The sequence below is a fragment of the Nocardioides sp. LML1-1-1.1 genome (assembly GCF_040676175.1).
Classification (GTDB): Bacteria; Actinomycetota; Actinomycetes; order Propionibacteriales; family Nocardioidaceae; genus Nocardioides.
Genome location: NZ_JBEGHK010000001.1, coordinates 966,114 through 988,421, shown reverse-complemented (window position 1 = coordinate 988,421; position 22,308 = coordinate 966,114). Strand labels below are relative to the sequence as shown.

General features: G+C 74.2%; 26 protein-coding genes. 20 read left to right on the top strand and 6 right to left on the bottom strand.

What is annotated here, in order from left to right; translation table 11 throughout:
* Window position 1: 1 nt before the first annotated feature.
* Window positions 2-646, bottom strand: coding sequence for a TetR/AcrR family transcriptional regulator (locus tag MRBLML1_RS04890; RefSeq protein WP_364512192.1), 645 nt, complete (start codon window positions 644-646; stop codon window positions 2-4).
* An 81-nt stretch (window positions 647-727) separates the two neighbouring features.
* Between MRBLML1_RS04890 and MRBLML1_RS04885 the strand changes: the two genes are divergently transcribed.
* The 7 genes from MRBLML1_RS04885 to MRBLML1_RS04855 all read left to right on the top strand — a co-directional run bounded on the left by MRBLML1_RS04885 (window position 728) and on the right by MRBLML1_RS04855 (window position 4,111).
* Window positions 728-1,129, top strand: coding sequence for a hypothetical protein (locus tag MRBLML1_RS04885; RefSeq protein WP_364512189.1), 402 nt, complete (start codon window positions 728-730; stop codon window positions 1,127-1,129).
* Complete coding sequence (locus MRBLML1_RS04880) at window positions 1,126-1,527, top strand: hypothetical protein (RefSeq protein WP_364512187.1); 402 nt, start codon at window positions 1,126-1,128, stop codon at window positions 1,525-1,527. Before MRBLML1_RS04885 ends, MRBLML1_RS04880 begins: the two co-directional genes overlap by 4 nt.
* A gap of 124 nt (window positions 1,528-1,651) precedes the next feature.
* Window positions 1,652-1,939, top strand: a complete 288-nt coding sequence (gene rpsF / locus MRBLML1_RS04875; protein WP_139623520.1) for a 30S ribosomal protein S6 — start codon at window positions 1,652-1,654, stop codon at window positions 1,937-1,939.
* Window positions 1,940-2,060: 121 nt separating this feature from the next.
* Entirely contained in the window at window positions 2,061-2,645 is a 585-nt protein-coding gene (locus tag MRBLML1_RS04870; RefSeq protein ID WP_364512184.1) for a single-stranded DNA-binding protein, read from the top strand.
* Window positions 2,646-2,714: 69 nt separating this feature from the next.
* Window positions 2,715-2,951 (top strand): 30S ribosomal protein S18, encoded by a 237-nt coding sequence (gene rpsR / locus MRBLML1_RS04865; RefSeq protein ID WP_141014978.1) that lies wholly within the window; start codon window positions 2,715-2,717, stop codon window positions 2,949-2,951.
* A 30-nt stretch (window positions 2,952-2,981) separates the two neighbouring features.
* The gene (gene rplI / locus MRBLML1_RS04860) at window positions 2,982-3,428 is read left to right on the top strand and encodes a 50S ribosomal protein L9 (RefSeq protein WP_364512180.1); all 447 of its coding nucleotides are present in this window, start codon (window positions 2,982-2,984) and stop codon (window positions 3,426-3,428) included.
* A 92-nt stretch (window positions 3,429-3,520) separates the two neighbouring features.
* A complete protein-coding gene (locus MRBLML1_RS04855) occupies window positions 3,521-4,111 on the top strand; it encodes a hypothetical protein (protein ID WP_364512178.1) in 591 nt (196 codons plus the stop codon).
* Window position 4,112: 1 nt separating this feature from the next.
* Here the strand turns inward: MRBLML1_RS04855 and MRBLML1_RS04850 are convergent, their stop codons facing one another.
* Together MRBLML1_RS04850 and MRBLML1_RS04845 are read right to left on the bottom strand one after the other, a co-directional pair.
* Window positions 4,113-4,682, bottom strand: a complete 570-nt coding sequence (locus tag MRBLML1_RS04850; protein ID WP_364512175.1) for a hypothetical protein — start codon at window positions 4,680-4,682, stop codon at window positions 4,113-4,115.
* Complete coding sequence (locus tag MRBLML1_RS04845) at window positions 4,679-6,028, bottom strand: MATE family efflux transporter (protein ID WP_414691213.1); 1,350 nt, start codon at window positions 6,026-6,028, stop codon at window positions 4,679-4,681. Before MRBLML1_RS04845 ends, MRBLML1_RS04850 begins: the two co-directional genes overlap by 4 nt.
* A 552-nt stretch (window positions 6,029-6,580) precedes the next feature.
* Here MRBLML1_RS04845 and dnaB point away from each other — a divergent pair.
* Together dnaB and MRBLML1_RS04835 are read left to right on the top strand one after the other, a co-directional pair.
* On the top strand, window positions 6,581-7,885 hold the full coding sequence (gene dnaB, locus MRBLML1_RS04840; RefSeq protein WP_364513119.1) for a replicative DNA helicase: 1,305 nt from the start codon (window positions 6,581-6,583) through the stop codon (window positions 7,883-7,885).
* Window positions 7,886-7,933: 48 nt separating this feature from the next.
* Window positions 7,934-8,515 carry a DinB family protein gene (locus tag MRBLML1_RS04835; protein WP_364512169.1) on the top strand — a complete coding sequence of 194 codons (582 nt, stop codon included), beginning with the start codon at window positions 7,934-7,936 and terminating at the stop codon, window positions 8,513-8,515.
* Window positions 8,516-8,531: 16 nt separating this feature from the next.
* On the opposite strand, the gene MRBLML1_RS04830 is transcribed toward MRBLML1_RS04835, so the two are convergent.
* Window positions 8,532-9,323 (bottom strand): ABC transporter permease subunit, encoded by a 792-nt coding sequence (locus tag MRBLML1_RS04830; protein ID WP_364512166.1) that lies wholly within the window; start codon window positions 9,321-9,323, stop codon window positions 8,532-8,534.
* On the bottom strand, window positions 9,320-10,234 hold the full coding sequence (locus MRBLML1_RS04825) for an ABC transporter ATP-binding protein (RefSeq protein WP_364512163.1): 915 nt from the start codon (window positions 10,232-10,234) through the stop codon (window positions 9,320-9,322). Before MRBLML1_RS04825 ends, MRBLML1_RS04830 begins: the two co-directional genes overlap by 4 nt.
* A gap of 109 nt (window positions 10,235-10,343) precedes the next feature.
* Between MRBLML1_RS04825 and MRBLML1_RS04820 the strand changes: the two genes are divergently transcribed.
* From MRBLML1_RS04820 to MRBLML1_RS04805, 4 genes are all read left to right on the top strand, one after another.
* Window positions 10,344-11,486, top strand: coding sequence for a sensor histidine kinase (locus tag MRBLML1_RS04820; RefSeq protein WP_364512160.1), 1,143 nt, complete (start codon window positions 10,344-10,346; stop codon window positions 11,484-11,486).
* Complete coding sequence (locus tag MRBLML1_RS04815; protein ID WP_364512157.1) at window positions 11,483-12,139, top strand: response regulator transcription factor; 657 nt, start codon at window positions 11,483-11,485, stop codon at window positions 12,137-12,139. The genes MRBLML1_RS04820 and MRBLML1_RS04815 overlap by 4 nt, the downstream gene beginning before the upstream one ends.
* 70 nt (window positions 12,140-12,209) lie before the next feature.
* Window positions 12,210-12,653, top strand: a complete 444-nt coding sequence (locus MRBLML1_RS04810) for a hypothetical protein (RefSeq protein ID WP_364512154.1) — start codon at window positions 12,210-12,212, stop codon at window positions 12,651-12,653.
* 44 nt (window positions 12,654-12,697) lie between these two features.
* Window positions 12,698-12,988 (top strand): GNAT family N-acetyltransferase, encoded by a 291-nt coding sequence (locus MRBLML1_RS04805; protein ID WP_364512152.1) that lies wholly within the window; start codon window positions 12,698-12,700, stop codon window positions 12,986-12,988.
* A 6-nt stretch (window positions 12,989-12,994) separates the two neighbouring features.
* Here the strand turns inward: MRBLML1_RS04805 and MRBLML1_RS04800 are convergent, their stop codons facing one another.
* Window positions 12,995-13,924: a hypothetical protein gene (locus MRBLML1_RS04800; RefSeq protein ID WP_364512149.1), complete on the bottom strand. Its 930-nt coding sequence runs from the start codon at window positions 13,922-13,924 to the stop codon at window positions 12,995-12,997.
* A 119-nt stretch (window positions 13,925-14,043) separates the two neighbouring features.
* Here MRBLML1_RS04800 and MRBLML1_RS04795 point away from each other — a divergent pair, with 119 nt between their 5' ends.
* The 7 genes from MRBLML1_RS04795 to MRBLML1_RS04765 all read left to right on the top strand — a co-directional run bounded on the left by MRBLML1_RS04795 (window position 14,044) and on the right by MRBLML1_RS04765 (window position 22,308).
* The gene (locus MRBLML1_RS04795) at window positions 14,044-15,672 is read left to right on the top strand and encodes an ABC transporter (RefSeq protein ID WP_364512147.1); all 1,629 of its coding nucleotides are present in this window, start codon (window positions 14,044-14,046) and stop codon (window positions 15,670-15,672) included.
* Window positions 15,665-17,086 (top strand): GTPase, encoded by a 1,422-nt coding sequence (locus tag MRBLML1_RS04790; RefSeq protein ID WP_364512144.1) that lies wholly within the window; start codon window positions 15,665-15,667, stop codon window positions 17,084-17,086. Before MRBLML1_RS04795 ends, MRBLML1_RS04790 begins: the two co-directional genes overlap by 8 nt.
* A gap of 287 nt (window positions 17,087-17,373) precedes the next feature.
* Window positions 17,374-18,006, top strand: coding sequence for an RNA polymerase sigma factor (locus MRBLML1_RS04785; RefSeq protein WP_364512141.1), 633 nt, complete (start codon window positions 17,374-17,376; stop codon window positions 18,004-18,006).
* Window positions 18,007-18,011: 5 nt separating this feature from the next.
* Entirely contained in the window at window positions 18,012-18,608 is a 597-nt protein-coding gene (locus MRBLML1_RS04780) for a hypothetical protein (RefSeq protein ID WP_364512138.1), read from the top strand.
* A gap of 10 nt (window positions 18,609-18,618) precedes the next feature.
* The gene (locus MRBLML1_RS04775; protein ID WP_364512135.1) at window positions 18,619-21,177 is read left to right on the top strand and encodes a CHAT domain-containing protein; all 2,559 of its coding nucleotides are present in this window, start codon (window positions 18,619-18,621) and stop codon (window positions 21,175-21,177) included.
* Window positions 21,178-21,229: 52 nt separating this feature from the next.
* Window positions 21,230-21,613 carry a hypothetical protein gene (locus MRBLML1_RS04770; RefSeq protein ID WP_364512132.1) on the top strand — a complete coding sequence of 128 codons (384 nt, stop codon included), beginning with the start codon at window positions 21,230-21,232 and terminating at the stop codon, window positions 21,611-21,613.
* Window positions 21,610-22,308 carry a sugar transferase gene (locus MRBLML1_RS04765; protein WP_364512129.1) on the top strand — a complete coding sequence of 233 codons (699 nt, stop codon included), beginning with the start codon at window positions 21,610-21,612 and terminating at the stop codon, window positions 22,306-22,308. The genes MRBLML1_RS04770 and MRBLML1_RS04765 overlap by 4 nt, the downstream gene beginning before the upstream one ends.

The following is a 22,308-nucleotide window of genomic DNA, read 5'->3' as shown; positions in this document are numbered from 1 at the left end:
TCTAGGAGTGACCGGGGACAGCCCGGCGGGCGGCGCCGCGCACCCGGCGGCGCAGCGCGGCGCGCTCGATCGGACCCAGCTCGTCGAGCACGCCCATCAGCTGCCCGAGCTGCTCCAGGGAGGCGAAGGCGCGCTCCGCACCGACCGGATCGACGCCGTCGTAGAGCTCGATGCCGACGAAGGCGGCGCTGACCGCCCGCGCAAGTCCCGGGACGTCGACGAGGTCCGCGAGCGGTCCCGCCCCCAGCAGCCGGGCCAGCACCCCCTCCACCTCGCGGGTCCACAGCTCCAGGCCTGCCGCGGTCGCCGGCCCCAGCGCCGGGTGCGAGGACGCACCGGCGAGGAGCTGCCCGAGCAGCGCGACGTTGCCCGCGGCCTGCTCGGTGGCGTGCACCCGCCGGGCGACGGCGATGAGCGCGGCGAAGTCGCGGACCTCGGCCAGCGCGGCCCGGTTCGCCTCGACTCGCTCGCGGGCGCCGTGCTCGCAGGCCTGCGCGAGCAGGTCGTCGACCGAGCCGAAGTGGTAGAAGACCAGCGCCTGGTTGACCCCCGCCTCCGTCGCGATCGTGCGCGCGGAGACCTTCGCGATGCCCTGCTCCGCCACGACGCGCAAGGTCGCGGCCAGCAGCTTCTCCCGGGTGCTCACGGTCGTCATCGTGCCGGTTCTTGAGCATCCGCTCAATCCGTGGCATCGTCTTGAGCGAGCGCTCAAACCAAGGGGGACATCATGCCGAACACACCGGGGCCGGGCGGATACGCCCTCGCCTGGCTCGCGAGCGTGCTGATCTTCGGCGGCGGTCTGGTCGTGGCGAGCCGACCGACCCGGGCCGACCTGGACGCGGTGCTGATCGTCGTGCTGGTCGCGACCCTCGTCGTCTCGATCCCGTTCGCCGTCGTCGGCGTGCTGGTGGTGCACGTGCTCTGCGCGCCGGTCGAGGCCCAGTGGTTCCACGTGCTCGTCGCCGGGCTGGTGGGCTACGCCGCGACGGTCGTGGCCGCGTCGCTGTCGGGCGACCCGGACTGGTTCGGCATCGGACCGTGGCTCGCGGCGACCACGGCTCTCGCCCGGGCGGCCGTCATCCCGCTCGTGCACCGACGCCGCGCGGCCGCGACGGCGGTGGCGGCGTGAACCAGGTGAACACCCCGGGTGTCGGGGGCTACGTGGTGGCGTGGCTGGTGAGCGTGGTGGTGTTCGTCGTCGCCCTGCTGCTGATGATCGGCGAGAGCGGATGGCCGCCGGAGGACGCCGGCTACCTCTTCGTCTTCGTGCTCCTGGTCTCGGTCCCGTTCGCGGTGCCGGGGATCCTCCTCGTCGACCGCGCGTGCCGCGACATCCCCTCGCAGCTGCCGCACGTGCTGCTCGCCGCGGGCGCCGGGGGACTGAGCGGCGTCGTCCTCTTCCTGCTCGCGCCGGGACTGGTGCTGACCCCACCGGTCCTCGCCGTCGCGACCGGGCTCGGCCGCGCGGCCGTCGTCCCGCTCGTGTGGCACCGCCGCAATTCGGCCGTGCCCGCCGTCACCGGTTAACCTCTCCTGTCCGGTGCCTCGCGGCGCCGTACACCTGTCTGCCCGGGCCGAACCGGTGCGGACTGCAGAGCCCTCCTGCCGCGGAGAGTCCGTGGCCGTCAGTCCAGAGGAGGTGGAGACCGCTTTGCGCAACTACGAAGTCGTGGTCATCCTCGACCCGAGCCTCGACGAGCGGACGGTTCAGCCGTCGCTCGACAAGTACCTGAACGTCGTCCGCAACGACGGCGGCACCGTCGACAACGTCGACGTGTGGGGCAAGCGCCGTCTGGCGTACGAGATCAAGAAGCACGCCGAGGGCATCTACGCCATCGTCAAGCTCACCGCCGCGCCCGCGACCGTCGACGAGCTCGACCGTCAGCTGACGCTCAACGAGTCCGTGCTTCGCACCAAGGTCCTGCGCCCCACCGTCTGAGGCGCACGACCCGTGCCTGTGGAAGACGACTGTTCAATGTCGTCGGCAGCAGACACGATGGGGGCCGTTGCCCGGGACTGACCCGGGCGGGCCACTCGAACCCACTCACCAGGAGACCACCATGGCTGGCGACACCGTCATCACCGTTATCGGCAACCTGACCGACGACCCGGAGCTGCGTTTCACGCCGTCCGGCGCCGCGGTTGCCAACTTCACGGTGGCGTCGACCCCGCGCACCTTCGACCGGCAGACGAGCGAGTGGAAGGACGGGGAGACCCTCTTCCTGCGCTGCTCGATCTGGCGGCAGGCGGCCGAGAACGTCGCCGAGTCCCTGCAGAAGGGCATGCGCGTCATCGCCCAGGGCCGGCTCGTCTCGCGCTCCTACGAGGACCGCGAGGGCCAGAAGCGCACGGTCAACGAGCTGCAGGTCGACGAGGTCGGCCCGTCGCTGACCTGGGCGACCGCCAAGGTCACCCGCGCCAACCGCTCCGGCGGTGGCGGCGGTGGTGGCTACGGCGGCGGCCAGCAGGGCGGCGGCCAGCAGGGCGGCGGCTACGGCGGCGGCCAGCAGGGTGGCGGTCGTCCCGCGGGCGGAGACCCGTGGGGCAGCCAGCCGTCCGGTGGTTCCAACAGCGGTGGCGGTGCGCCCGCCGGTGACCCCTGGGCCGCGCCCGGTGTCTCCGGTGGCGACGAGCCCCCGTTCTGAGCAACAACACATCAACCATTCCGGCCGCCCTTTGACTGAGGCGGCCGGGCTCTGAGGAGGAGCACCACAATGGCGAAGGCAGTCGTCCGCAAGCCGAAGAAGAAGGTTTGCCAGTTCTGCAAGGAGAAGGCCACCGGTGTCGACTACAAGGACACCGGCCTTCTGAAGAAGTTCATCTCCGACCGGGGCAAGATCCGCGCCCGTCGGGTGACCGGCAACTGCGTCCAGCACCAGCGGGACATCGCGATCGCGGTGAAGAACGCCCGTGAGGTCGCGCTGCTGCCCTACACCTCCAGCGGCCGCTGAGCGCGTCGGTAGAGAAGGAGAGCTGAACTCATGAAGATCATCCTGACCCAGGAGGTCGAGAACCTCGGCGCTGCCGGCGACGTGGTGGAGGTCAAGGACGGCTACGGCCGCAACTACCTCATCCCGCGGGGCTTCGGCATCCGCTGGACCCGTGGCGCCCAGGCGCAGGCCGACTCGATCAAGGCCGCGCGCAGCGCGCGTGCCGTGCGCGACGAGGCGCACGCCGCCGAGATCAAGACCAAGCTGGAGAGCGGCTCGGTCGACGTCAAGGTCAAGGCCGGCCAGGGCGGCCGCCTGTTCGGCGCGGTCACCGCTGCCGACATCGCCGCCGCGCTCGGCGAGGCCGCGGGCGAGTCGATCGACAAGCGGACCATCGTCCTCGGCAACCCGATCAAGTCGCTGGGCAACCACGCGGTGTCGGTCAAGCTGCACGACGACGTGTCCGTCGCGGTGACGCTGAACGTGATCCCGGCCTGACCGGTTCGCTTCTGCGGCGTGGCCGGCCCCTCCGGGGGCCGGCCACGTGGCATTTTTGGGGTTGTCCTTCCCCACCTTCCCCAGGAGTGAAGATGCGACTGCGTCGCCTCTGGCCCGCTGCCGTCCTCGTGCTCGCCCCCGTCCTCGCCGCGTGCGGTGACGACGGCGACCCCGACGCCGAGCCCACCCCGTCGGTCACGCCGACCTCGGAGGCGCCGACCCCGACGCCGACCCCCACCCCGACGCCCACGCCGACCGAGACCACCTCGGCGGCCACGGTCGAGCCCACCGCCACCGGCCGGCCCCCCGCCTGCGACCTGCTCACCGACGGCGACGTCTCCAAGGCGCTCGGCGAGACCGTCGCCGCGGGCAAGGCCAGCGGCGCCGACGCCTGCACCTTCACCGGCAGCACCGTCACCGTGAAGGTGACCGTCAGCGACGGAGGCACGTGCGCCCAGCCCGCCGACACCGACGGCAACGTCGAGCCCAGCGACGTCGCCGGCGCGAAGACCTCGTGGTGGAAGACCAGCTCCGCCCCGCCGCTGGTCGCGCTGCAGCGCGCCTGCGCCAAGGACGCGAACGTCGACGTGGCGCTGCGCTACTCCACCCCGAGCTACGAGGGTGACCCCTCGGCGGGCAGCGCGCAGCTCGCCGGCCTGGTGCTCGCCAGCCTCCAGGGCTGAGTCACTCCGCGTCGGCCGGCTCGGTGGGCGCCTCGGGCTCCGGGGCGCCCGCCCAGCGCCGGCCGGCGAAGACGAAGCAGAGCACCACCAGGGCGATCTGGGTGACCTGGGCGAGCGCCTCGCCCGTCGTACCGATGCCGGTCCAGCCGGCCCCGAACGCCAGCGGCGGCGCGGCCAGCACGATCAGCAGGCCCAGCCCGGTGATGCTGAAGGTGCTCGCGCCCGCGGTCGAACGGGCCCTGAGCGCCGCCTGGCTCAGCTCGTGGCAGAGCAGGGCGAAGAACCCGAAGCGCGGTACGTCGGCCGCCCACCCCAGCGACGGGTCGGTCTCCAGCCAGCGCGCGACCGCCGGCACCACGATCGCGATCGAGAAGCACAGCGCCAGCCCGCCCACGAAGCGCAACGTCCCCAGCCGCCGCGGGTCGAGGGCGGGTGCCAGGCCGTGCAGCCCGACCAGCACGAGCAGCCAGCCGAGCGGGTCGGGCAGCGGGTCGAAGGTGCCGACCGGCGCGTCCACGGGGCCCAGCGCGAGCAGGACCAGGCCGAGCCCGACCGCCTGCAGCGGCTTCACGCGGTGGCTCCGGTGACCAGCCACGTCTCGCCGCGTGCGCGCCGGACCAGGGTGACCAGCCGGCCGCCCATGAAGAGCACGCCGAAGACCACCCACACCCCGGCCAGTCCCGCGCCCAGCGCACTCGTCAGCAGCACGAGCGGAGCGTAGCCGCCCAGCACGGCCAGGCCGGCCCAGGCCAGGTAGCGGCCGTCGCCGGCGCCGATGAGCACCCCGTCGAGGACGAACACCACGCCCGCCGCCGGCTGCGCGGCCGCGGCGACGAGGAGCACCGGCACCAGCGCGTCGCGCACGGCGTGGTCGGGGGTGAAGACCGCGCCCAGCCACGGGCTGCCCGCCGCGAGCAGCGCTCCCGTGACGATCCCGCTGAGCACGCCCCACCGCACCATCCGCCGGGTGACCGCGCGGGTCGCGGCGACGTCACCCGCACCGAGGTGGCGCCCGGTGATCGCCTGCGCCGCGATGGCGATCGCGTCCAGCACGTAGGCCAGGAAGCTCCAGATCGTGAGCGCGAGCTGGTGGGTCGCGATCGGTACGGCGTCGCCGCTGGCGCTGCCCGCGGCGAGCACCACCGCCGCGGTGGTGACGAGCAGCGAGGCGCGCAGGGTGAGCGTGCGCACCAGGAGCGGCACGCCGGCCCGGCCCGCCGCCCGGATCCCCGCCCGGTCCGGCCGCAGCGAGGCGCCCTCGCGGCGGGCGGCGCGCACCACGACCGCGGTCAGCGCCAGCGCCATGCCCGCCTGGGCCAGCACCGAGCCGAGCGCCGAGCCGGCCAGCTCCAGGCGCGGGACCGGCCCGGCGCCGTACACGAGGGCGATGTTGAGGGCCAGGTTCGCGGCGTTGCCGAGGACCGCCACGACGAGCGGCGTCCGGGTGTCCTGCAGGCCGCGCAGCACGCCGGTGCTGGCCAGTACCAGCAGCAGCGGCGTGGTGCCCAGCGCCGCGATCCGCAGGTACGTCGCGGCGGCGTCCTCCACACCGGCCGAGGCACCGAACAGGCCGACCAGCGGGTGCGCCAGCACGCTGGTCGCCAGGGTGACCGGGAGCCCGATCACGACCGCGAGCCACAGCCCGTCGACCCCCTGCGCGAGCGCGGCCCGCCGGTGCCCGGCGCCGAGCTGGCGGGCCACGCCCGCGGTGGTGCCGTAGGCGAGGAAGACGCACAGCCCCACCACCGTGGTGAGCACGGTGCCGGCGAGGCCGAGCCCGGCCAGCTCGCGGGTGCCGAGGTGGCCGACCACGGCGGCGTCGCCGAGCAGGAAGAGCGGCTCGGCGACCAGCGCCAGGAAGGCCGGCACGGCGAGCCGGGCGATCTCCCGGTCGAGCGCGCGGGTGCTCACGGGCACCGGTCCCGAGCCGGTCCCAGGACCGGTGGAAAACTCGTGATCAGTTGTGGAAACATCCTCGCCCGACGGGGTGGACAGTCTCCGGCCCGGGCGGACCGGAGCGGACGTGCCGGTGACCTCCAGGTGAACGACGTCACACCGCAAGTATTTCGCGTGCACACCTGTGAATCAGCGTTTTCCCAGGTCAGCGCCCACATCGAGGCGTTCCTCCGTCCTGTGTCCACAGCTTCGTCCCCAACCCGTGCACATCCACGTCGCGTGTCGTCCACGACCGGCACCGAGTTATCCCCAAGGCTTGTGGATACGGCGGTGGCGCCAGCACTGCACGGCCCCTAGGTTCGTCGGGCAGGGAAAGAGTCGGACCCCCCAGGCAGCATCGTCACGGTACGACGTCCCGGGTGGCCGCGGAGCAGCCACCCGTGATCGGAACAGGAGGACGACAGCGCCGTGAGCGTCACCGACAACGCCCCCTCGTGGACCGTCGAGCCGCCCGAGGAGTTCGGCGACGGCCCGACCCCCTACGCCCCCGGCGACGCGCCCTCCGGCGGCCGGATGCCCCCGCAGGACCTCGCCGCCGAGCAGTCCGTGCTCGGCGCCATGCTCATCTCCAAGGACGCCATCGCCGACGTCGTGGAGGTGATCCGCGGGGTCGACTACTACCGGCCCGCCCACGAGGAGATCCACGAGGCGATCCTCGACCTGTTCGGCCGCGGCGAGCCCGCGGACATGGTGACCGTCGCCGGTGAGCTGCAGCGGCGTGGCCAGCTGCAGAAGATCGGCGGGGCGGCGTACCTGCACACCCTGGCGGCCAACGTCCCGATCGCGGCCAACGCCGGCTTCTACGCCGAGATCGTCTACGAGAAGGCCATCCTGCGCCGGCTCGTCGACGCGGGCACCAAGATCGTGCAGATCAGCTACGCCGGCGAGGGCGAGGTCGAGGGCATCGTCAACGAGGCCCAGTCCGAGATCTACAAGGTCACCGACCGCAACAAGTCCGAGGACTACGCCCCGCTCTCCGACATCATGGACGGGGTCCTCGACGAGATCGAGGCCATCGAGAACCGCGAGGCCGGCATCTACGGCGTGCCGACCGGCTTCGCCGACTTCGACGAGCTCACCAACGGCTTCCACTCCGGGCAGATGATCGTCGTCGCCGCCCGTCCCGCCATGGGCAAGTCCACGCTGGCGCTCGACTTCTGCCGGGCCGCCGCCATCCACAACAACCTCACCGCCTGCTTCTTCAGCCTGGAGATGACCCGCGCCGAGATCGTGATGCGCCTGCTCTCGGCCGAGGCCCGCATCCCGCTCAACCACATCCGCAACGGCAAGATGGGCACCGAGGAGTGGGACCGCCTGGCCCGCCACGTCGCCAAGGTCTCCGCGGCGCCGATGTTCATCGACGACTCGCCCAACATGACGATGACCGAGATCCGCGCCAAGGCCCGCCGGCTCAAGCAGAAGCACGACCTCAAGCTGATGGTCATCGACTACCTCCAGCTGATGAGCTCCGGCAAGAAGGTCGAGTCCCGCCAGCTCGAGGTCTCCGAGTTCTCCCGCCAGATCAAGCTCCTCGCCAAGGAGCTCGAGATCCCGGTCATCGCGCTCTCCCAGCTCAACCGTGGCCCCGAGCAGCGCGCCGACAAGCGCCCCGCCGTGAGCGACCTGCGCGAGTCCGGCTCGATCGAGCAGGACGCCGACATGGTGGTCCTGCTGCACCGCGACGACGTCTACGAGAAGGAGTCGACCCGCCCCGGCGAGGCCGACCTGATCGTCGCCAAGCACCGCAACGGCGCGACCCGGGACATCGTGGTGGCCTTCCAGGGTCACTACAGCCGGTTCGTCGACATGGCCCACTGAGCCGCGAGCGGCGCGTCCGCGGGCGCTCGGCGTGGCAGGGTGCGCTGCATGAGCGACAACACCGCGGAGGGGGCCCTCGGGTCGGAGTCGGGCCTCACCGAGGAGGCGCACTCACCCCGGTGGGCCGACGACGACCGCCCGCGCATCCCGTCGGTGGCCGGTGAGCGGGAGGCGCTCTCGGCGTACCTCGAGCACTACCGGGCCACGGTGGAGATGAAGTGTCGCGGCCTGACCCCGGAGCAGGCGGGGACCAGGTCCATGCCGCCCTCGACGATGTCGCTGCACGGCCTGGTCCGCCACCTCGCCGGGTGCGAGCGCTGGTGGTTCCAGCAGAACTACGAGCGCCGCGACGTACCGTTCCTCTTCATCACCGCCGACGAGCCCGACCTCGACTTCGACCTGCCCGCGGACGCCGACTTCGCCGCCGACCTGGAGACCTGGCGCGCGGAGTGCGTGGTGTCCCGCGAGATCGTCGCCGCGCACGGGCTCGACGACCGGGCGCGGCCGCTGGACTGGCACGAGGACGTCGACCTGCGCTGGCTGGTGCTCCGGATGATCACCGAGTACGCCCAGCACTGCGGGCACGCCGACCTGCTGCGCGAGGGTGTCGACGGCAGGACCGGCGTCTGACGGACCGGTGAGCCGGCTACCGCACCTCGGAGCGCCGCAGCAGCACCAGCCCGGCGACGAGCGGTACGACGATCCAGGTCGTCGTGGTCGCCGCGAGCTGGGCCCACTCCTGCGCCGAGGAGATCCGGCCCTCGAACAGGGCGACCTGCGTGTCGTTCCAGTCGAGCCAGGGCTGGAGGTCGGTGAACCCCTCCCGCACCTGGGCGAGCAGGAGCAGGATGCCGGAGAGCACGAAGGACAGCACGAAGTAGCCGACGATCGCGGCCGCCGAGCTGCGCAGCACCACGCCCAGGGTGAAGCCGATGGCCATCCCCATCAGGTTGCCCAGGACGATCTGGGCGGCGTGCGCCGGACCGACGTCCCACACGGTGTCGACGCCGAGCAGGGGCGAGCCGACCACGTTGCCGATCGCGCCGATCGCGAAGGCCACCAGCATGGAGCCGATGCCGACGACGACGCTCGCGATCGCCTTGGCGCCGATCACGCGGCCCCGGCGGGGGACGAGGGTGAAGGTGGTCAGGCCGCTGCGCTGGCTCCACTCGCCGGTGACCGCGAGGATCGCGATCATGGGCAGGATCAGCGTGCTGGGGAAGCCGATCGCGGTGGTGAAGGTCCGGTAGCCGAGCTCGTCGTCGGGGGCGAAGACGATGGCGGCCGCGGCCGCCACCACCGAGAGCACGGCGATGCTCGTGAGCAGCCAGAAGCCGGACCGGGTGTCGAACATCTTGCGCAGCTCGACGGCCACGATGCGGCGGGTCGGGATCGGGGGTACGACGCGGGCGGTGGCCGGGATGGTCGTGGTGGTCATGCTGCTGCCCCTCCTTCGGGGACGTTGCCGTCGCGCTGGGCGGTCGCGGTGAGCTGGAGGAAGATCTCCTCCAGCCCGGCGCTGTCGGCGGCGCGCAGCTCGGTCAGCGCGACGCCGGCGGCGAGGGCGATCCGGCCGACCTGGCCGGGATCGGCGGAGGTGTGCAGCGCACCGCTCGAGGGCGCGGCCTCCACCCCGGCGTCGGCGAGGGCACGGGCGAGCGCGGTGTCGTCGTCGGAGGAGACCACGGTCCCGGCCGTCGACAGCAGGTCCTGCTTGGTCCCGGCGGCCACGATCCGTCCGTTCCCGATCACGACGATGTCGTCGGCGACGACCTCGATCTCGTGCAGCAGGTGGGAGGAGAGCAGGACGGTGCCGCCCTGGTCGGCGAAGTCGCGGAGCAGGTCGCGCATCCAGCGGATGCCGGCGGGGTCGAGGCCGTTGGCGGGCTCGTCGAGGATGAGGACCTCGGGGTCGCCGAGCAGTGCGGTCGCGATGCCGAGTCGCTGGCGCATGCCGAGGGAGTAGTCGCGGATCCGGCGCTCGCCCTCCCGCTCCGACAGCGCGACCCGGCCCAGCATCGCGGGCACCCGGCTCGCCGGCAGCCCCATCGTGCGGGCCGCGATGGTGAGCACCTCGCGGCCGGTGCGGCCGGCGTGCTGGGCCGAGGCGTCGAGCAGCACCCCGACCTCGAGGCCGGGGTTCGGCAGGTCGGCGTAGCGCCCCCCGAGGACCTCCGCGTGGCCGGAGGTCGCCTGGCTCAGGCCGACCAGGACCCGCAGCGTGGTCGACTTGCCGGCGCCGTTCGGGCCGAGGAAGCCGGTCACGCGGCCCGGCCGGGCGGTGAAGGTGACGTCGTCGACGACGGTCACGCCGCGATAGCTCTTCGTCAGGTGCTCGACAGTGATCATGGGCGGAAGCCTCGCCGCGACCGGACCGTCCCCACATCGGCATCGAGGCCGGATCCGTCTCGTTCTTTCGGCCGATCCCCGGCGTCGCGCCGATCCCTAGGCTGGGCCGGTGATCACCACGGCCCTGCGCTCGCTCCTGGGCGAGCCGCGCGCCGCCGACCCGCCTGCCCCGGGCCGGCGCGACCGGGTGCTGGTCGGTGCGGTGATGGTGGTCGGGCTGCTCGAAGGAGTCTTCCGCGAGGACGTCACGTGGCGGCCGGTGGTGACGGTCGTGACGGTCGGTCTCGCGCCGGTGCTGCTGTGGCGTCGTACCCACCCGCTGGTGTGCGTCGTGGTGGTCCTCGGCGCCGGCCTGGCCCTGGGACTGGCGAGCCAGGTGGCCGGGGTCTCGGAGGCCGGGCTGGCCACGATGACGTACGTGCTGGTGCTCGTCCACGCCCTGGTCCGCTGGGGGTCGGGGCGCGAGATCGTCGCCGGGCTGGCGGTGGCCGCGGTGGTCGCGGGGTTCAGCGGCGCGACGGACTACACCGGTCCGGCCGAGCTGTTCGGCGGGCTCGCCGTCCTGGTCGCGGCCGTCGCTCTCGGCGCGGCGTTGCGCTATCGCGCCGAGAACCGGCGCCGGGCCTTCGACCAGGTCCGCAGCGAGGAGCGGGTCGGCCTGGCGCGCGACCTGCACGACTCGGTCGCCCACCACGTCTCGGCCATCGCGGTCCAGGCGCAGACGGGCCGGACGATCGGCCGGAGACGCCCCGAGGCGGCGCTCGAGGCGCTGGCCGCCATCGAGGGCGAGGCGTCGCGGACGCTCGCGGAGATGCGGTCGATGGTGCGGGTGCTGCGGGACGGGGCGCCGGCCGACTACGCCCCCCGGCCCGGCGTGGCGGACCTGGCGTCCCTCGCCCGCAGCGACCCGGCGCCCGTCGTCCACGTCGAGCTGGCCGGAGACCTGACCGCGATCGGCCCCCAGGTCGACGCCGCCGTCTACCGGATGGCGCAGGAGGCGCTGACCAACGCGCTGCGGCACGCCCGCGGTGCCTCGCGGGTGGAGATCCGCGTCGCCGGGAGCGCGGGCAGGGTCCGGCTCCGGGTGACCGACGACGGCCGGGCCGGTACGACGCGGCCGGCGTCCCCCGGTTTCGGGCTGCTGGGGATGGGCGAGCGGGTGAAGCTGCTCGGTGGCACGCTGCACGCGGGGCCGGCGCCCGAGGGCGGGTGGGCGGTCGAGGCCGACCTGCCGACGGAGGGACGACGATGACGGTGCGCGTGCTCGTGGCCGACGACCAGGACCTGGTCCGCACCGGGCTGGCGATGATCCTCGACGACCAGCCCGGCATCGAGGTGGTCGGCCAGGCCGCCGACGGCCGCACCGCCGTCGACCTCGCGCACCGTCTGCGCCCCGACGTGTGCCTCGTCGACATCCGGATGCCCGGCCTGGACGGGATCGAGGTCACCGAGATCCTCGCCGGGCGGGACGTCGCGGACCCGGTCGCGGTGGTGGTGATCACGACCTTCGACCTCGACGAGTACGTCCACGGCGCGCTGCGGGCCGGCGCCCGGGGCTTCCTCCTCAAGGACGCCGGACCGGAGCTGCTGGTGCAGGCCGTGCACGCCGCGGCCGCCGGCGACGCCCTGATCGCACCGAACGTCACCCGGCGGCTGCTGGCGACCCTCGCCGCGGGCGCCCCGTCTAGGAGCCGGGCCCAGCCGGTCGAGCCGCTCACCCCCCGCGAGGAGGAGGTGCTGCGGCTCGTGGCCGTGGGCCGCACGAACGCCGAGATCGCCGCCGAGCTGTTCGTCAGCCTGACGACGGCCAAGACGCACGTCGCGAGCCTGCTGACGAAGATCGGCGCGCGGAACCGGGTCGAGATCGCGATGTGGGCCTACGACACCGGCCGGGTGCGGGGCTGAGGGAGGGCCGCTGCTTGCTTCTCTTACTCGGATGAGTAATAGTTACTCATCCGAGTAAGAAGGAGTCGTCATGCCGCTCGCCCTCCCGCCCACCCTCGACCGGGCGATGCACTACGCCCTTCGTGTCTTCACGGTCCTCGCCGCCGTCTCCGCGCTGACCCTCGTCGCCGCCGCGGTCCTCCAGGTGCTCGCGCCGGACCAGGTCAACTGGGTGGTGTGGCTGCGTGCGGCGGCGTACACCGCCGGCGGGCTGTGGCTCGTCACGCTGGTCCGCGCGGTCCGGCGCTCGGCGGACCGGTCGGCCTTCACGCGGGTCCGGATCGTCTCGGTCCTCGCGCCGATCGGGATCCTCGCGCTGGTGGTCGCCCCGGACTCGGGCTACCCGGTGTGGATGAAGGTCGAGCAGGCCTTCTTCGGCGTGCTGCTGCTGCCGCTCGGCCTGGCGCTGCTGCGCCCGTCGATGAAGCGCGCGCTGCTCGCCGCCCAGCAGGGCGAGTCGGTCCAGGCGGCGTAGCCTGCCCGGCTGCTGCCGCCACCCACCGCACGTGTCCGGGTTCCGTGCTGACCGCCGAGCGCTGGGTCGGGTGGACCCGGCGCAACTACGCCGAGCACGGCTTCGGGCTGTGGGTGATCGAGACGCACGAGGGCCGGTTCGTGGGGGACTGCGGCCTCACGATCCAGTACGTCGACGAGCCACACGTCGAGGTGGGCTACCGGGTGCACCCGGACCTGCGCGGCCAGGGACTGGCGACGGAGGCGGCGGCCGCGGTGCGCGACACCGCCGCCGCGGAGGGGATCGCGCACCTGGTCGCGCTCATCCGTCCCGACAACCTGCCCCCGCCGCGCTGAGCCTCCTCAGGGGACGAGCGCGCCCACGCCGTCCGGCACGTCCGGGTCGATCCGGAAGCTGGGCCGCGGGGCCCGCTTCTCGGGGATGGTGAGGGCGCCGGCCCGTCGGCCCAGGCGCATCGCGGCCACCTTGGCGGCGGGCAGGGCACCGGTCTCCCGGGTCGAGCGCGGGGTGCGGCGCGCGGCGGTGCGCAGGAAGTAGTTGGCCGTCCACACGTGCTCACGACGCAGCGAGTCCGCGGTCCAGTGCTCGGTCGAGAGCGAGACGTTGAGGCCGTCGACGTTCTCCACCCGGTGCGGGCTGTTCTGCGGCCACCAGGCGACCTGGCCGGGCTCGAGGTCGAGCACCTCGGCGTGCTGGTCGTAGGACAGGTCGTAGGGCAGCTCCTCGTCGGTGGCACCGGCGACGACCTTCTCCAGGTCGGCGCGCGAGGCGAACCGCTCGGCGCGGGGGTAGACGTAGGCGCGCTTGCGCCCGCGCAGGTGCCAGAGCATGTTCGGCTGGTTGTCCGCGTGGTAGTGGACCAGGGCGGTGGGCGAGGAGATCAGCAGGGTCGCCTTGACCTCCCGCGGGTCGAAGCCGGGGACGAGGGCACGGACCTCGTCGTAGAGCTCTCCGACGAGCCGGCGCAGCTCGGGGTCGTGGCGGTTGACGCCCACCAGGTTGAGCCACAGCCGGCCGCGGGCGACGACCTCGAGCAGGTCCGCGCCGGGCAGGTCGGTGGGCGCGCCGCGGCGCCACTGGCTGCTGTCGGCCGGGTCCTCGCCCATCGTGTACGGGTGCACGACCTCGCGCGGCAGGCGGTCGAGCAGCGCGGCCAGCGCGTCGTCGGTGAACGCGGGCGACTCGTGCAGGCGGTGCGGCGCGCGGTGCGGCGAGGTGCCGAAGGCCGTGATGTCGCGGTGCGTCCAGGGGAGCAGGTTGGGGTGACTCACGCGGGGAGGGTACGACGCCGTCCGGCCGGGCAGGGCGACGCCGAGGACGACTTATCGCATCCGGGTACGCGCCGGTGGCGGCGCGGTACGACGGCCGGGTGGCTCCCTACCCTGTGCCCATGCTCCGCACCGCCCCCCTCGACACCGAGATCGCCGGGGCGGTGGCCGCGATGCACGCCGCGCTGCGCACGGCCGCCCTCCCGCTGCCCCTGGCCGGCATGCAGGAGCTGCGCGAGGAGCGGGCCCGCGCCCTGGAGCAGCTCGACGACTACGTCCTGCCGCGCCTGGCCGAGCCCGACGCACCCGCGGTCGTGGTGGTCGGCGGCCCGACCGGGGTGGGCAAGTCGACGCTGGTCAACACCCTCGTCGGGCATCCGGTGACGACGCCCGGGACGCTGCGCCCGACGACCCGCTCGGCGGTGCTGGTGCACCACCCGGAGGACGCGGCGTGGTTCGGGCCGGAGCGGCTGCTGCCGACCTTCGCGCGCGCTGGCGGCCCCAGCGAGGAGCCGCACGCCGTGCGCCTGGTGGCGAGCGAGCGGATGCGCCGCGGCCTGGCCGTGGTGGACGCACCGGACTTCGACTCGATCGACGAGGGCAACCGCGAGCTGTCGCTGCGGCTGCTCGCCGCGGCCGACCTGTGGCTGTTCGTGACCTCCGCGGCGCGCTACTCCGACGAGGTGCCCTGGCAGCAGCTCGGCGACGCGCTGGCGCGCGACACCCCGGTCGCGGTGGTGATGAACCGGATCCCGCCCGAGGACCGGGCGACCGTGTCGGCGCACCTGACCCGGATGCTCGACGAGCGCGGCATCGGCCGGGACCGGCTGTTCCTGGTCGAGCGCGGGCCGGTCGACGAGGACGGCCTGCTCCCCGCGTCGTACGCCGCGCCGGTGCGGCACTGGCTCGACGCGCTCGGGGCGGACGAGGCGGCGCGGACCGCCCTGGTGCGCCAGGCCGTCGTCGGCGCCGTACGACGGTCGCTGGCCCTCGCCGGGCCGGTGGCCGCCGCCGCGACCCGCCAGGTGGCGGCGGTCGACGACCTGCTCACCCTCGTCGACGCGACGTACGACGCCGCGGGGGCCGAGCTCTCCGGCCGGCTCGGCGACGGCACGCTGCTGCGGGGGGACCTGCTCGCGCAGTGGCACGCCTTCGTGGGCCGCGACGACCTGCTCACGCTGCCGGAGACGATGGGCGTGCTGCGCACCCACCTGCTCGCGCCGGACGCCGAGCGCGCGGCGGCGACGGACCGGCTCGGGCTGGCGCTGGACCTGGCCCTGGAGACGCTGGTCGTGGACCACGCCGAGCGCGCGGCCCAGCAGGCGGCCGAGGACCTGCGGTCGGGACCACACGGCGACGCGCTGCTGGCGTGGAGCGAGGAGGACCTGGCTCGGGCGGGGCGCGGGCTCGCCGGCCGTGCGCGCAAGGAGATCTCCGCCTGGCGCCGGGCCCTGGTCGCGCAGGTGCGCGCCGAGCTCGGCGACCTCGGCGAGGTGGGCGCGCGGGCGCTCGCGGTGGCGCTGGTGCTGCACGCGGTCTCGACCCCCGGCCGGGAGAGGGGCACCCCGGAGCTGGTGGTCGCGGCGCGGGACGGCGTACGCCAGCTGGCGTCGGGCCTGCTCGCGCAGGAGCGGGCGCGCTACCTGCGCCCGGTGCTCGGTTGGAGCCTGGCCCCCGACGCCGCCGACCGGCTGCGTGCCGCGGCGGCGAAGGCCGAGCGGATGCTCGACGCGGTCGGCCGCGATGCCTGAGCCCGGTCCCCGGATCAAGGCCCTGGAGACGGCCGTCGAGGCGGCCCGCGGGCACCTCGACGAGGGCCTGCTCGCCGACGCGGCGCTGACCGTCGAGCGCGCGACCGGGCGGCTGCGGCTGCCTGCCGAGCACACCATCGTGGCGATCGCCGGCTCGACCGGCTCGGGGAAGTCCACCACCTTCAACCTGCTCGCCGGTGCCGAGCTCTCGGTGTCCGGGGCCCAGCGGCCGACGACCTCGCAGGCGACCGCGCTGGTGTGGTCGGAGGAGGACGTGAGCGAGATCCTGGGCTGGCTCGGCGTGCCGCCGGCCCGGCAGCACCGCCGGGCCGACCTGGACCCGCGCCCCCCGCGGCACCGGCTGCCGGAGGGCCTGGTCCTGCTCGACCTGCCCGACCACGACTCGGTCGAGACCGCGCACCATCGCGAGGCCGAGCGGGTCGTCGCGCTGGCGGACCTGCTGATCTGGGTGGTGGACCCCCAGAAGTACGCCGACGCCGCGATCCACCGCCGCTTCCTGCGTCCGCTCGCGGGCCACCGGGACGTGACGATGGTCGTGCTCAACCACCTGGACACGGTCCCCGAGGAGCGCCGCGCGGACATGCTGCGCGACCTGCGCCGGGTGCTGGTCGCCGACGGCATCCGGGACCCGCGGATCCTCGGGACGAGCGCCCGCGAGGGGCTGGGCACCGACGAGCTCCGCACCGCCGTACGACGCCGGGTGGAGGAGCGGCCCAACGTCGCCCTGCGCGTGGAGGCCGACGTCCGCACCGCCGCGGGCCGGCTGCTGGAGGCGGCCGGCGACGCGCCGACGGAGCTGCCCCCCGGCTGGGTGGGCGACCTGGAGCGGCGGGTGGCGGACGCGGCCGGCGTGCCCGCCGCGGCCGCTCGTGCCGAGCGCGGCGCGGACCCGGGCCTGCGCGTGGGCCCGGTCGACCGGCCGGCGGTCGACACCGCCGTGCGCGCCTTCGCCGACCGGCTGTGCGTGGACCTGACGGACGCCTGGGCCGCGCCGTTGCGGAGCGCGGCGACCCGCGGGCTGGCCGAGACCGACGACCGGCTGGACGCGGAGCTGGCCGCGCTGCGCTTTCCCGACCAGGGGGCGGGCGTGGCCCGCGTGCTCGGCCTGGCCCGGTGGGGCTGCGCGGCCGGTGCGGTGCTCAGCGCGCTGCTGCTGCTCGTCTCGGGCCTCGCGGTCGTCCCGCTGGTGGTCCTCGCCGCGGGCGCGGTGGCCGCTCACCTCGCCGGTCACCGGGCCGTCACCCGCGCCGCGGCCCGCCGGGGCGCGGAGGTCGAGGACGCCTGCCGGGCGGTGGTGGCGCGGGTGCTGCGTGCCCAGGTGGTGGACCCGGTGCGGGTCGAGCTGGCGTCGTACGGCCGTTTCCGGCGGGCGGTCGACGGCGCGGCGCGGTGACCGCAGGGCCATAGCGCGATGCTATTGCGGGCGATATATCAGTAGTGGGAACAAGAGCGTCGCCCGACATGGATTCGTCCGTTGGGGGGAAGTAGGTTCCGCAGAACGACGACGCTCGGGTCGTCTCGTGGGAACAAGTCTCGGTGCCGCAGGCCGAGCGTGTGTGGGTGCAGCGACCGGCCAGGGACGAACGCCGGTCGCGTCGCGGAGGGATCCTCATCCCGGCCGCGCCCCGCGCGCCGGGCGGCGACATGCGTGACGTCCCGAATCCTGAACGAAGGACATGTATGTCGCTCCCCCTTGACGATGCGGTCGCGCCCGAGCGCGGGGCCGCCGCCCGCGAGGCCACCGTGCTCCGCTTCCGCCGACCCGACCGCGGCCAGGTCGTCGCCGAGCCGACCGACGCCGAGCTCCTCGCCCGGTGCCGCAGCCGTGACGCCGAGGCGTGGAACCTGCTGGTCGCCCGCTACGAGCGGCTCGTCTACTCGGTGGCCCGGCGCAACGGGCTCTCCGACGAGGACGCCGCCGACGTCACCCAGGGCACCTTCGTGACCCTCATCGACTCGCTCTCCCGGATCCGGGACGAGGAGCGGCTCGCCTCCTGGTTGATGACCGTCACCCGCCGCCAGGCCTGGCGGGTGCGCAACCTGAGCCGTCGCGACGTGCAGCTGGACCAGGCACCGGAGGAGGTCGACGACCCCTTCGCCGACTGGGACAGCATGATCGCGCTGCACGACGCGCTCGCCGAGCTGGGAGGCACCTGCCGCAAGCTCCTCGAGGCGCTCTACTTCGAGCAGGAGAGCCCCAGCTACGCCGAGATCGCCGAGCGCTTCGGCCGCTCGATCGGTGGGATCGGCCCGCTGCGCGGACGCTGCCTGGAGAAGCTCAGGGCGATCCTGACCGAGGACGGGGGGTGGTGAGCGTGGTGAGCAGGCGACCCACCCCCGCCGACATCTTCGACTGGGTCGAGGGCCGGCTCTCGCCCGAGCGGGCCCGCGCCGTCGCCGAGCACGTCGCCACCGAGCCCGCCGCCGCGGCGACCGCGGAGTGGTTCGAGCGTTTCCGCAAGGACGCCGCCAGCCTGCCGCTGGAGCAGCCGCCCGCCGAGCTGAGCCAGCGGCTGCGCGACCTCTTCGGAGCCGGCACGACGCAGGTCTCCGGGCCGCACTGGACCACCGCCCGCCTGCTCTACGACACCCGGGACGCGAACGTCGCCGGGATGCGTTCGGCCGACACGCTCGACACCGTGCACGTGGCGTTCGAGAGCGAGGCCGGTCGCTTCGTGCTGGAGATCCGGCCGGCCGGGCAGGGCGCCGTCGACCTGATCGGCCTCCTGCTCCTCGACGACCCGGTCGACGGGGTGGACCTCAGCCTGCTGGAGGACGGCGTCGTGCGCCGGATGGTGCGCGCCGGCTCCGACGGGCGTTTCGAGCTGCGCGAGGTTCCCGACAGCATCGACGAGATGCGCTTCGAAGCAGGACCGATGCAGGTGAGCACGCCCCTGCGCCTGCGCTGTCCCTGACGGCGGCGAGATGGCGGACCCAGACCTCAGGCGCTTGCTCGACGCGGCCCAGGCGGTACGACGTACCGACACCCAGCGGTGCGTGGAGCTGCTCGACCAGGCGAGCCAGCACCCCGACCTGCACGAGGACCACGTCGCCTCGGCGCGGCTGGCGACCCTGCGCGGCCAGGTGGGCCTGGACCGCGGTGACGCCTTCGCCGCGCTGATCGCCTTCCAGGTCGCCCGGATGGGCTGGCTCTCGGTCGGCCGGCCCCTGGAGGCGCGGGGGGCGATGCTCGGGCGCACCGCGGTCCTGCTCGAGATCGGGGAGTACGACGAGGTGATCACCCTCGTCGAACGGATCCTCTCCGGCGTCGAGGGCGCGAGCACCCGCGACGAGGAGCTGGCGACCCGGTTGCACCTGAGCGCCCACCAGCAGCTCGGGGCCGCGCACGCGGCCCGCGGCGACCACGCCCGCGCGATGCGCTACTTCGACCTCGCCGACGACGTGGCGATCATGCTCCGCGACCTGCACGAGGTGGCGGTCATCGGCCTGCGCCGGGGGCGTGCCCTCGCCTCGGACGAGCTGATCCACCGCGCGCTGGACGTGCTGTGCGACGCCCGGCAGACCTTCCTGCGGGCCGGCTCGCAGGCCGCCGCGGTGCGCGCGACGCTGCCGATCGCGGAGGTGCTGGCCCAGGTCGGGAGCCCGGTCTCGGCGATCGAGCTGCTGGAGCGGGTCACGGTCGACGGGGGCAACGCCGCCGAGCGGGACCGGGTGCTGGCGGTCGCGCTGCTGAGCGCGGGGCTCGCCGAGGAGGCCTACCAGCGGGCCCGGGCCGCGCGCGAGGCGTTCCGTGCGCAGGGCCGGATCGCCGCCTGTGCGCGGGCCGAGCTGGTCTGCGCCGGCGCCGCGCTGCGCACCGGACGCCCGCACGTGGCCGTCGACAGCCTGCTCTCGGCGGCCCGGTTGAGCACCGAGTGCGGCGACACGGTGACCCGCGACCGGGCCCGGGTGCTCGCCGCCCGGATGGCGCTGCACCGCGGCGACGGCGTGCAGGCGCTCGGCATCGCGCAGCGCTTGGAGAAGGAGGGTGCCACCGAGGGGGCGCGGGTGCACGCCGAGCTGATCCGGGTCAGGGCGACCGACGACCTGGCCGAGGCCGAGCAGCTGATCGCGACCGCCTCCGCCCAGGTCGACCGGCTCGCGCAGCCCGAGCTCCGCCTGGAGCTGCGCCTGGTCCGGGCCCAGCACCTGCGCCGGATCGGCTCGCCCGCCGGTGCCGCGGCGGAGCTGCGGGCCGCCGCCGAGATGGGCGACCTGGTCGCGCAGCAGGCCACCGGCCGGGGCGGGATGCACGACGGGACGCTGGCCCGGGTGACCGACGAGCTGATCGACGTCCTGGTCGAGGACGGCGGACATGCCGCCCAGATCGAGGCGTGGCAGCGGGTCCGGGCCTCGAAGGTCAAGGCGTTCAGCGCGCTGCGCGAGCACGCCGAGGGCTGGCACGTCGACGACGCCGCCTCCTCGGCCGACGACATCGACACGCTCATCGAGAGCGCCCGCGCGGCCAGCCGCGGCCACCGCGCGGCCGGCCCCTGCGAGCTGCCACCGGTGCCTGAGGGGCCGGCCATCGAGCTCTACGTGCTCGGCCCCGACGTGATCGCCTTCGTGATCCGCGAGGGCCAGGTCCACGTCCGGCGGCTGAGCCGGGTGGCCGCCGAGACCGAGCGCCTGGTGACCGCCTGGCACCAGGAGTGCCTGCTCGCGACCGCGGTGGGCCCGGCCGACGACGGCTCGCCGTCCCTCGACGGCCTCTACGCCCACCTCCTCCAGCCGCTCGCCGACCTGCTCGCCGACCTCGAGTGCGACCCGATCGTGGTGTTCGGGCACCGGCACCTGCTGGCCGTGCCGTTCGACGCCCTGCTCGACGTGGGGGCGCCCTGGCGCCGGCGGCTCACCTCGTCGTACGACGACGAGGAGGCCCCGGCGCTGCCCGAGCTCGTGCCCGACGACGCCCCGCCGGTCGCCACCCTCGTCCTCGCCGTCCCGGACGAGCACGCCCCGGCCATCACCGCGGAGGCCGAGATGATCGCCGAGCTGGTGCCGGGCGCGGAGGTCTACCTGGGCGCGGCGGCGACCTCGGACGTGCTGGCCGAGCGGGTCGCGGGAGCCGAGCTGGTGCACATCGCCGCGCACGGCCGGTTCCGTGCGGGCAATCCCCTCTTCTCCGCCGTCCACCTCGGCGACGGCTGGCTGACCGCCGCCGCGCTCGTGGACGGCCGCTTCGACCTCCACGACCGGGTGGTCGTGCTCAGCGCCTGCGTGTCCGGCCGGGTCTCGGCCAGCACCCCGCGCCCGATCGGCCTGGCCTGGGCCTGCCTCAACGCCGGCGCGGTCGGCGTGGTGGCCGCCCTCTGGCCGATCGACGACCGGGTGACGGTCACGCTGATGCAGCACTTCTACCGCGCGATCGCCGCCGGGCAGCACCCGCGACAGGCGTTGAGCCGGGCGCGGCGACTGGTCGCGGAGGAGCACCCGCACCCGTCGTACTGGGCGGCTTTCAGGTATTTCAGCCCCTCCGCCTGAGAAATTCCCGCGGCGATGGATCAGGCGGGTCCGCTGGCCGCACCAGTGCTGCGTGACCAGTACCAACGACACCGGGTGGCCGGCGTACCTGCCGCACCGGGAGATCGACGCCCTCCTCGCCCAGCTCGAGGACGCCGTCTCCGTCGACCCCCGTGACGTCGGCCGCCTGCTGCGGCTGGTGGCGAAGGAGGCGCAGCGGCTGCGCTCGATGGCGCTGCGGCTGACGACCGAGAAGCTCGCCGAGGCCGACCGCGAGGCGCGCGGCATCGTGACCGAGGCCGTCGACCAGGCCGACGCGCTGCGCACGGCCGGTCTCGCGACGCTCAACAGCCGCCTCGACGAGGCGGACCGGCTGCTCGCCACGGTGCGCGAGGCGTTCCGGGTCGAGTTCCGGGCCTCCGACTTCGGCGACCACGCCGCGGAGACGGACCGATGAGCCTCGCCCCCGACCGGATGGCCCCGGTCGCACCCACCGCCGTTCCCACCGCCGGCTCCGAGCGCACGGCCAACCCGCTCTTCGCGGTCCGCCCGCACGGCCGGACCCGCCGGCTCGCCGAGCTCGTCGTCGCGGGCACCTCGCTGGTGCTGCTCGCCCCGCTGATGGGTGCGATCGCGCTGTTGGTGGCCCTCACCTCGGACGGTCCGGTGTTCTTCCGGCACCGGCGGGTGGGCCACGGCGGCGTGCCCTTCGAGGTGATCAAGTTCCGGACCATGTACGACGGTGCCGAGGCGCAGGCGGCGCGGATCTTCGCCGAGGCCAACCACGGCTCGGGCCCGCTGGACAAGCGCCGCGACGACCCGCGGGTGACCGCCGTGGGCCGGTGGCTGCGCCGCTCCTCCCTCGACGAGCTGCCCCAGCTCCTGAACGTCCTCGACGGCTCGATGGCCCTCGTCGGCCCGCGCCCGTCCAGCCCCGCGGAGGTGGTCCGCTTCGCCCCCGACGAGGTGGCCCGGCTCGGTGTCCGTCCCGGCATCACCGGGCTCGCCCAGGTCAGCGGCCGCAGCGACCTGGGGTGGGAGGAGGGCCTGCGGCTGGACCTGGAGTACATCGAGCGGCGCTCGCTGTGGCTCGACCTCCTCATCCTGATCCGCACCCCGTTCGCCGTCGTCGGCGGCCGCGGCGCCTACTGA

What these genes read in the sequence shown, in the direction of transcription:
- MRBLML1_RS04785 (WP_364512141.1), top strand. Translation starts at nt 17,374, where the DNA reads ATGTCGCTCCCCCTTGACGATGCGGTCGCGCCCGAGCGCGGGGCCGCC.
- MRBLML1_RS04830 (WP_364512166.1), bottom strand. Translation starts at nt 9,323, where the DNA reads ATGACCACCACGACCATCCCGGCCACCGCCCGCGTCGTACCCCCGATC.
- dnaB (WP_364513119.1), top strand. Translation starts at nt 6,581, where the DNA reads ATGCCCCCGCAGGACCTCGCCGCCGAGCAGTCCGTGCTCGGCGCCATG.
- MRBLML1_RS04815 (WP_364512157.1), top strand. Translation starts at nt 11,483, where the DNA reads ATGACGGTGCGCGTGCTCGTGGCCGACGACCAGGACCTGGTCCGCACC.
- MRBLML1_RS04765 (WP_364512129.1), top strand. Translation starts at nt 21,610, where the DNA reads ATGAGCCTCGCCCCCGACCGGATGGCCCCGGTCGCACCCACCGCCGTT.
- MRBLML1_RS04870 (WP_364512184.1), top strand. Translation starts at nt 2,061, where the DNA reads ATGGCTGGCGACACCGTCATCACCGTTATCGGCAACCTGACCGACGAC.
- MRBLML1_RS04885 (WP_364512189.1), top strand. Translation starts at nt 728, where the DNA reads ATGCCGAACACACCGGGGCCGGGCGGATACGCCCTCGCCTGGCTCGCG.
- rplI (WP_364512180.1), top strand. Translation starts at nt 2,982, where the DNA reads ATGAAGATCATCCTGACCCAGGAGGTCGAGAACCTCGGCGCTGCCGGC.
- MRBLML1_RS04810 (WP_364512154.1), top strand. Translation starts at nt 12,210, where the DNA reads ATGCCGCTCGCCCTCCCGCCCACCCTCGACCGGGCGATGCACTACGCC.
- rpsR (WP_141014978.1), top strand. Translation starts at nt 2,715, where the DNA reads ATGGCGAAGGCAGTCGTCCGCAAGCCGAAGAAGAAGGTTTGCCAGTTC.
- MRBLML1_RS04835 (WP_364512169.1), top strand. Translation starts at nt 7,934, where the DNA reads ATGAGCGACAACACCGCGGAGGGGGCCCTCGGGTCGGAGTCGGGCCTC.
- MRBLML1_RS04855 (WP_364512178.1), top strand. Translation starts at nt 3,521, where the DNA reads ATGCGACTGCGTCGCCTCTGGCCCGCTGCCGTCCTCGTGCTCGCCCCC.
- MRBLML1_RS04775 (WP_364512135.1), top strand. Translation starts at nt 18,619, where the DNA reads ATGGCGGACCCAGACCTCAGGCGCTTGCTCGACGCGGCCCAGGCGGTA.
- MRBLML1_RS04825 (WP_364512163.1), bottom strand. Translation starts at nt 10,234, where the DNA reads ATGATCACTGTCGAGCACCTGACGAAGAGCTATCGCGGCGTGACCGTC.
- MRBLML1_RS04795 (WP_364512147.1), top strand. Translation starts at nt 14,044, where the DNA reads ATGCTCCGCACCGCCCCCCTCGACACCGAGATCGCCGGGGCGGTGGCC.
- MRBLML1_RS04790 (WP_364512144.1), top strand. Translation starts at nt 15,665, where the DNA reads ATGCCTGAGCCCGGTCCCCGGATCAAGGCCCTGGAGACGGCCGTCGAG.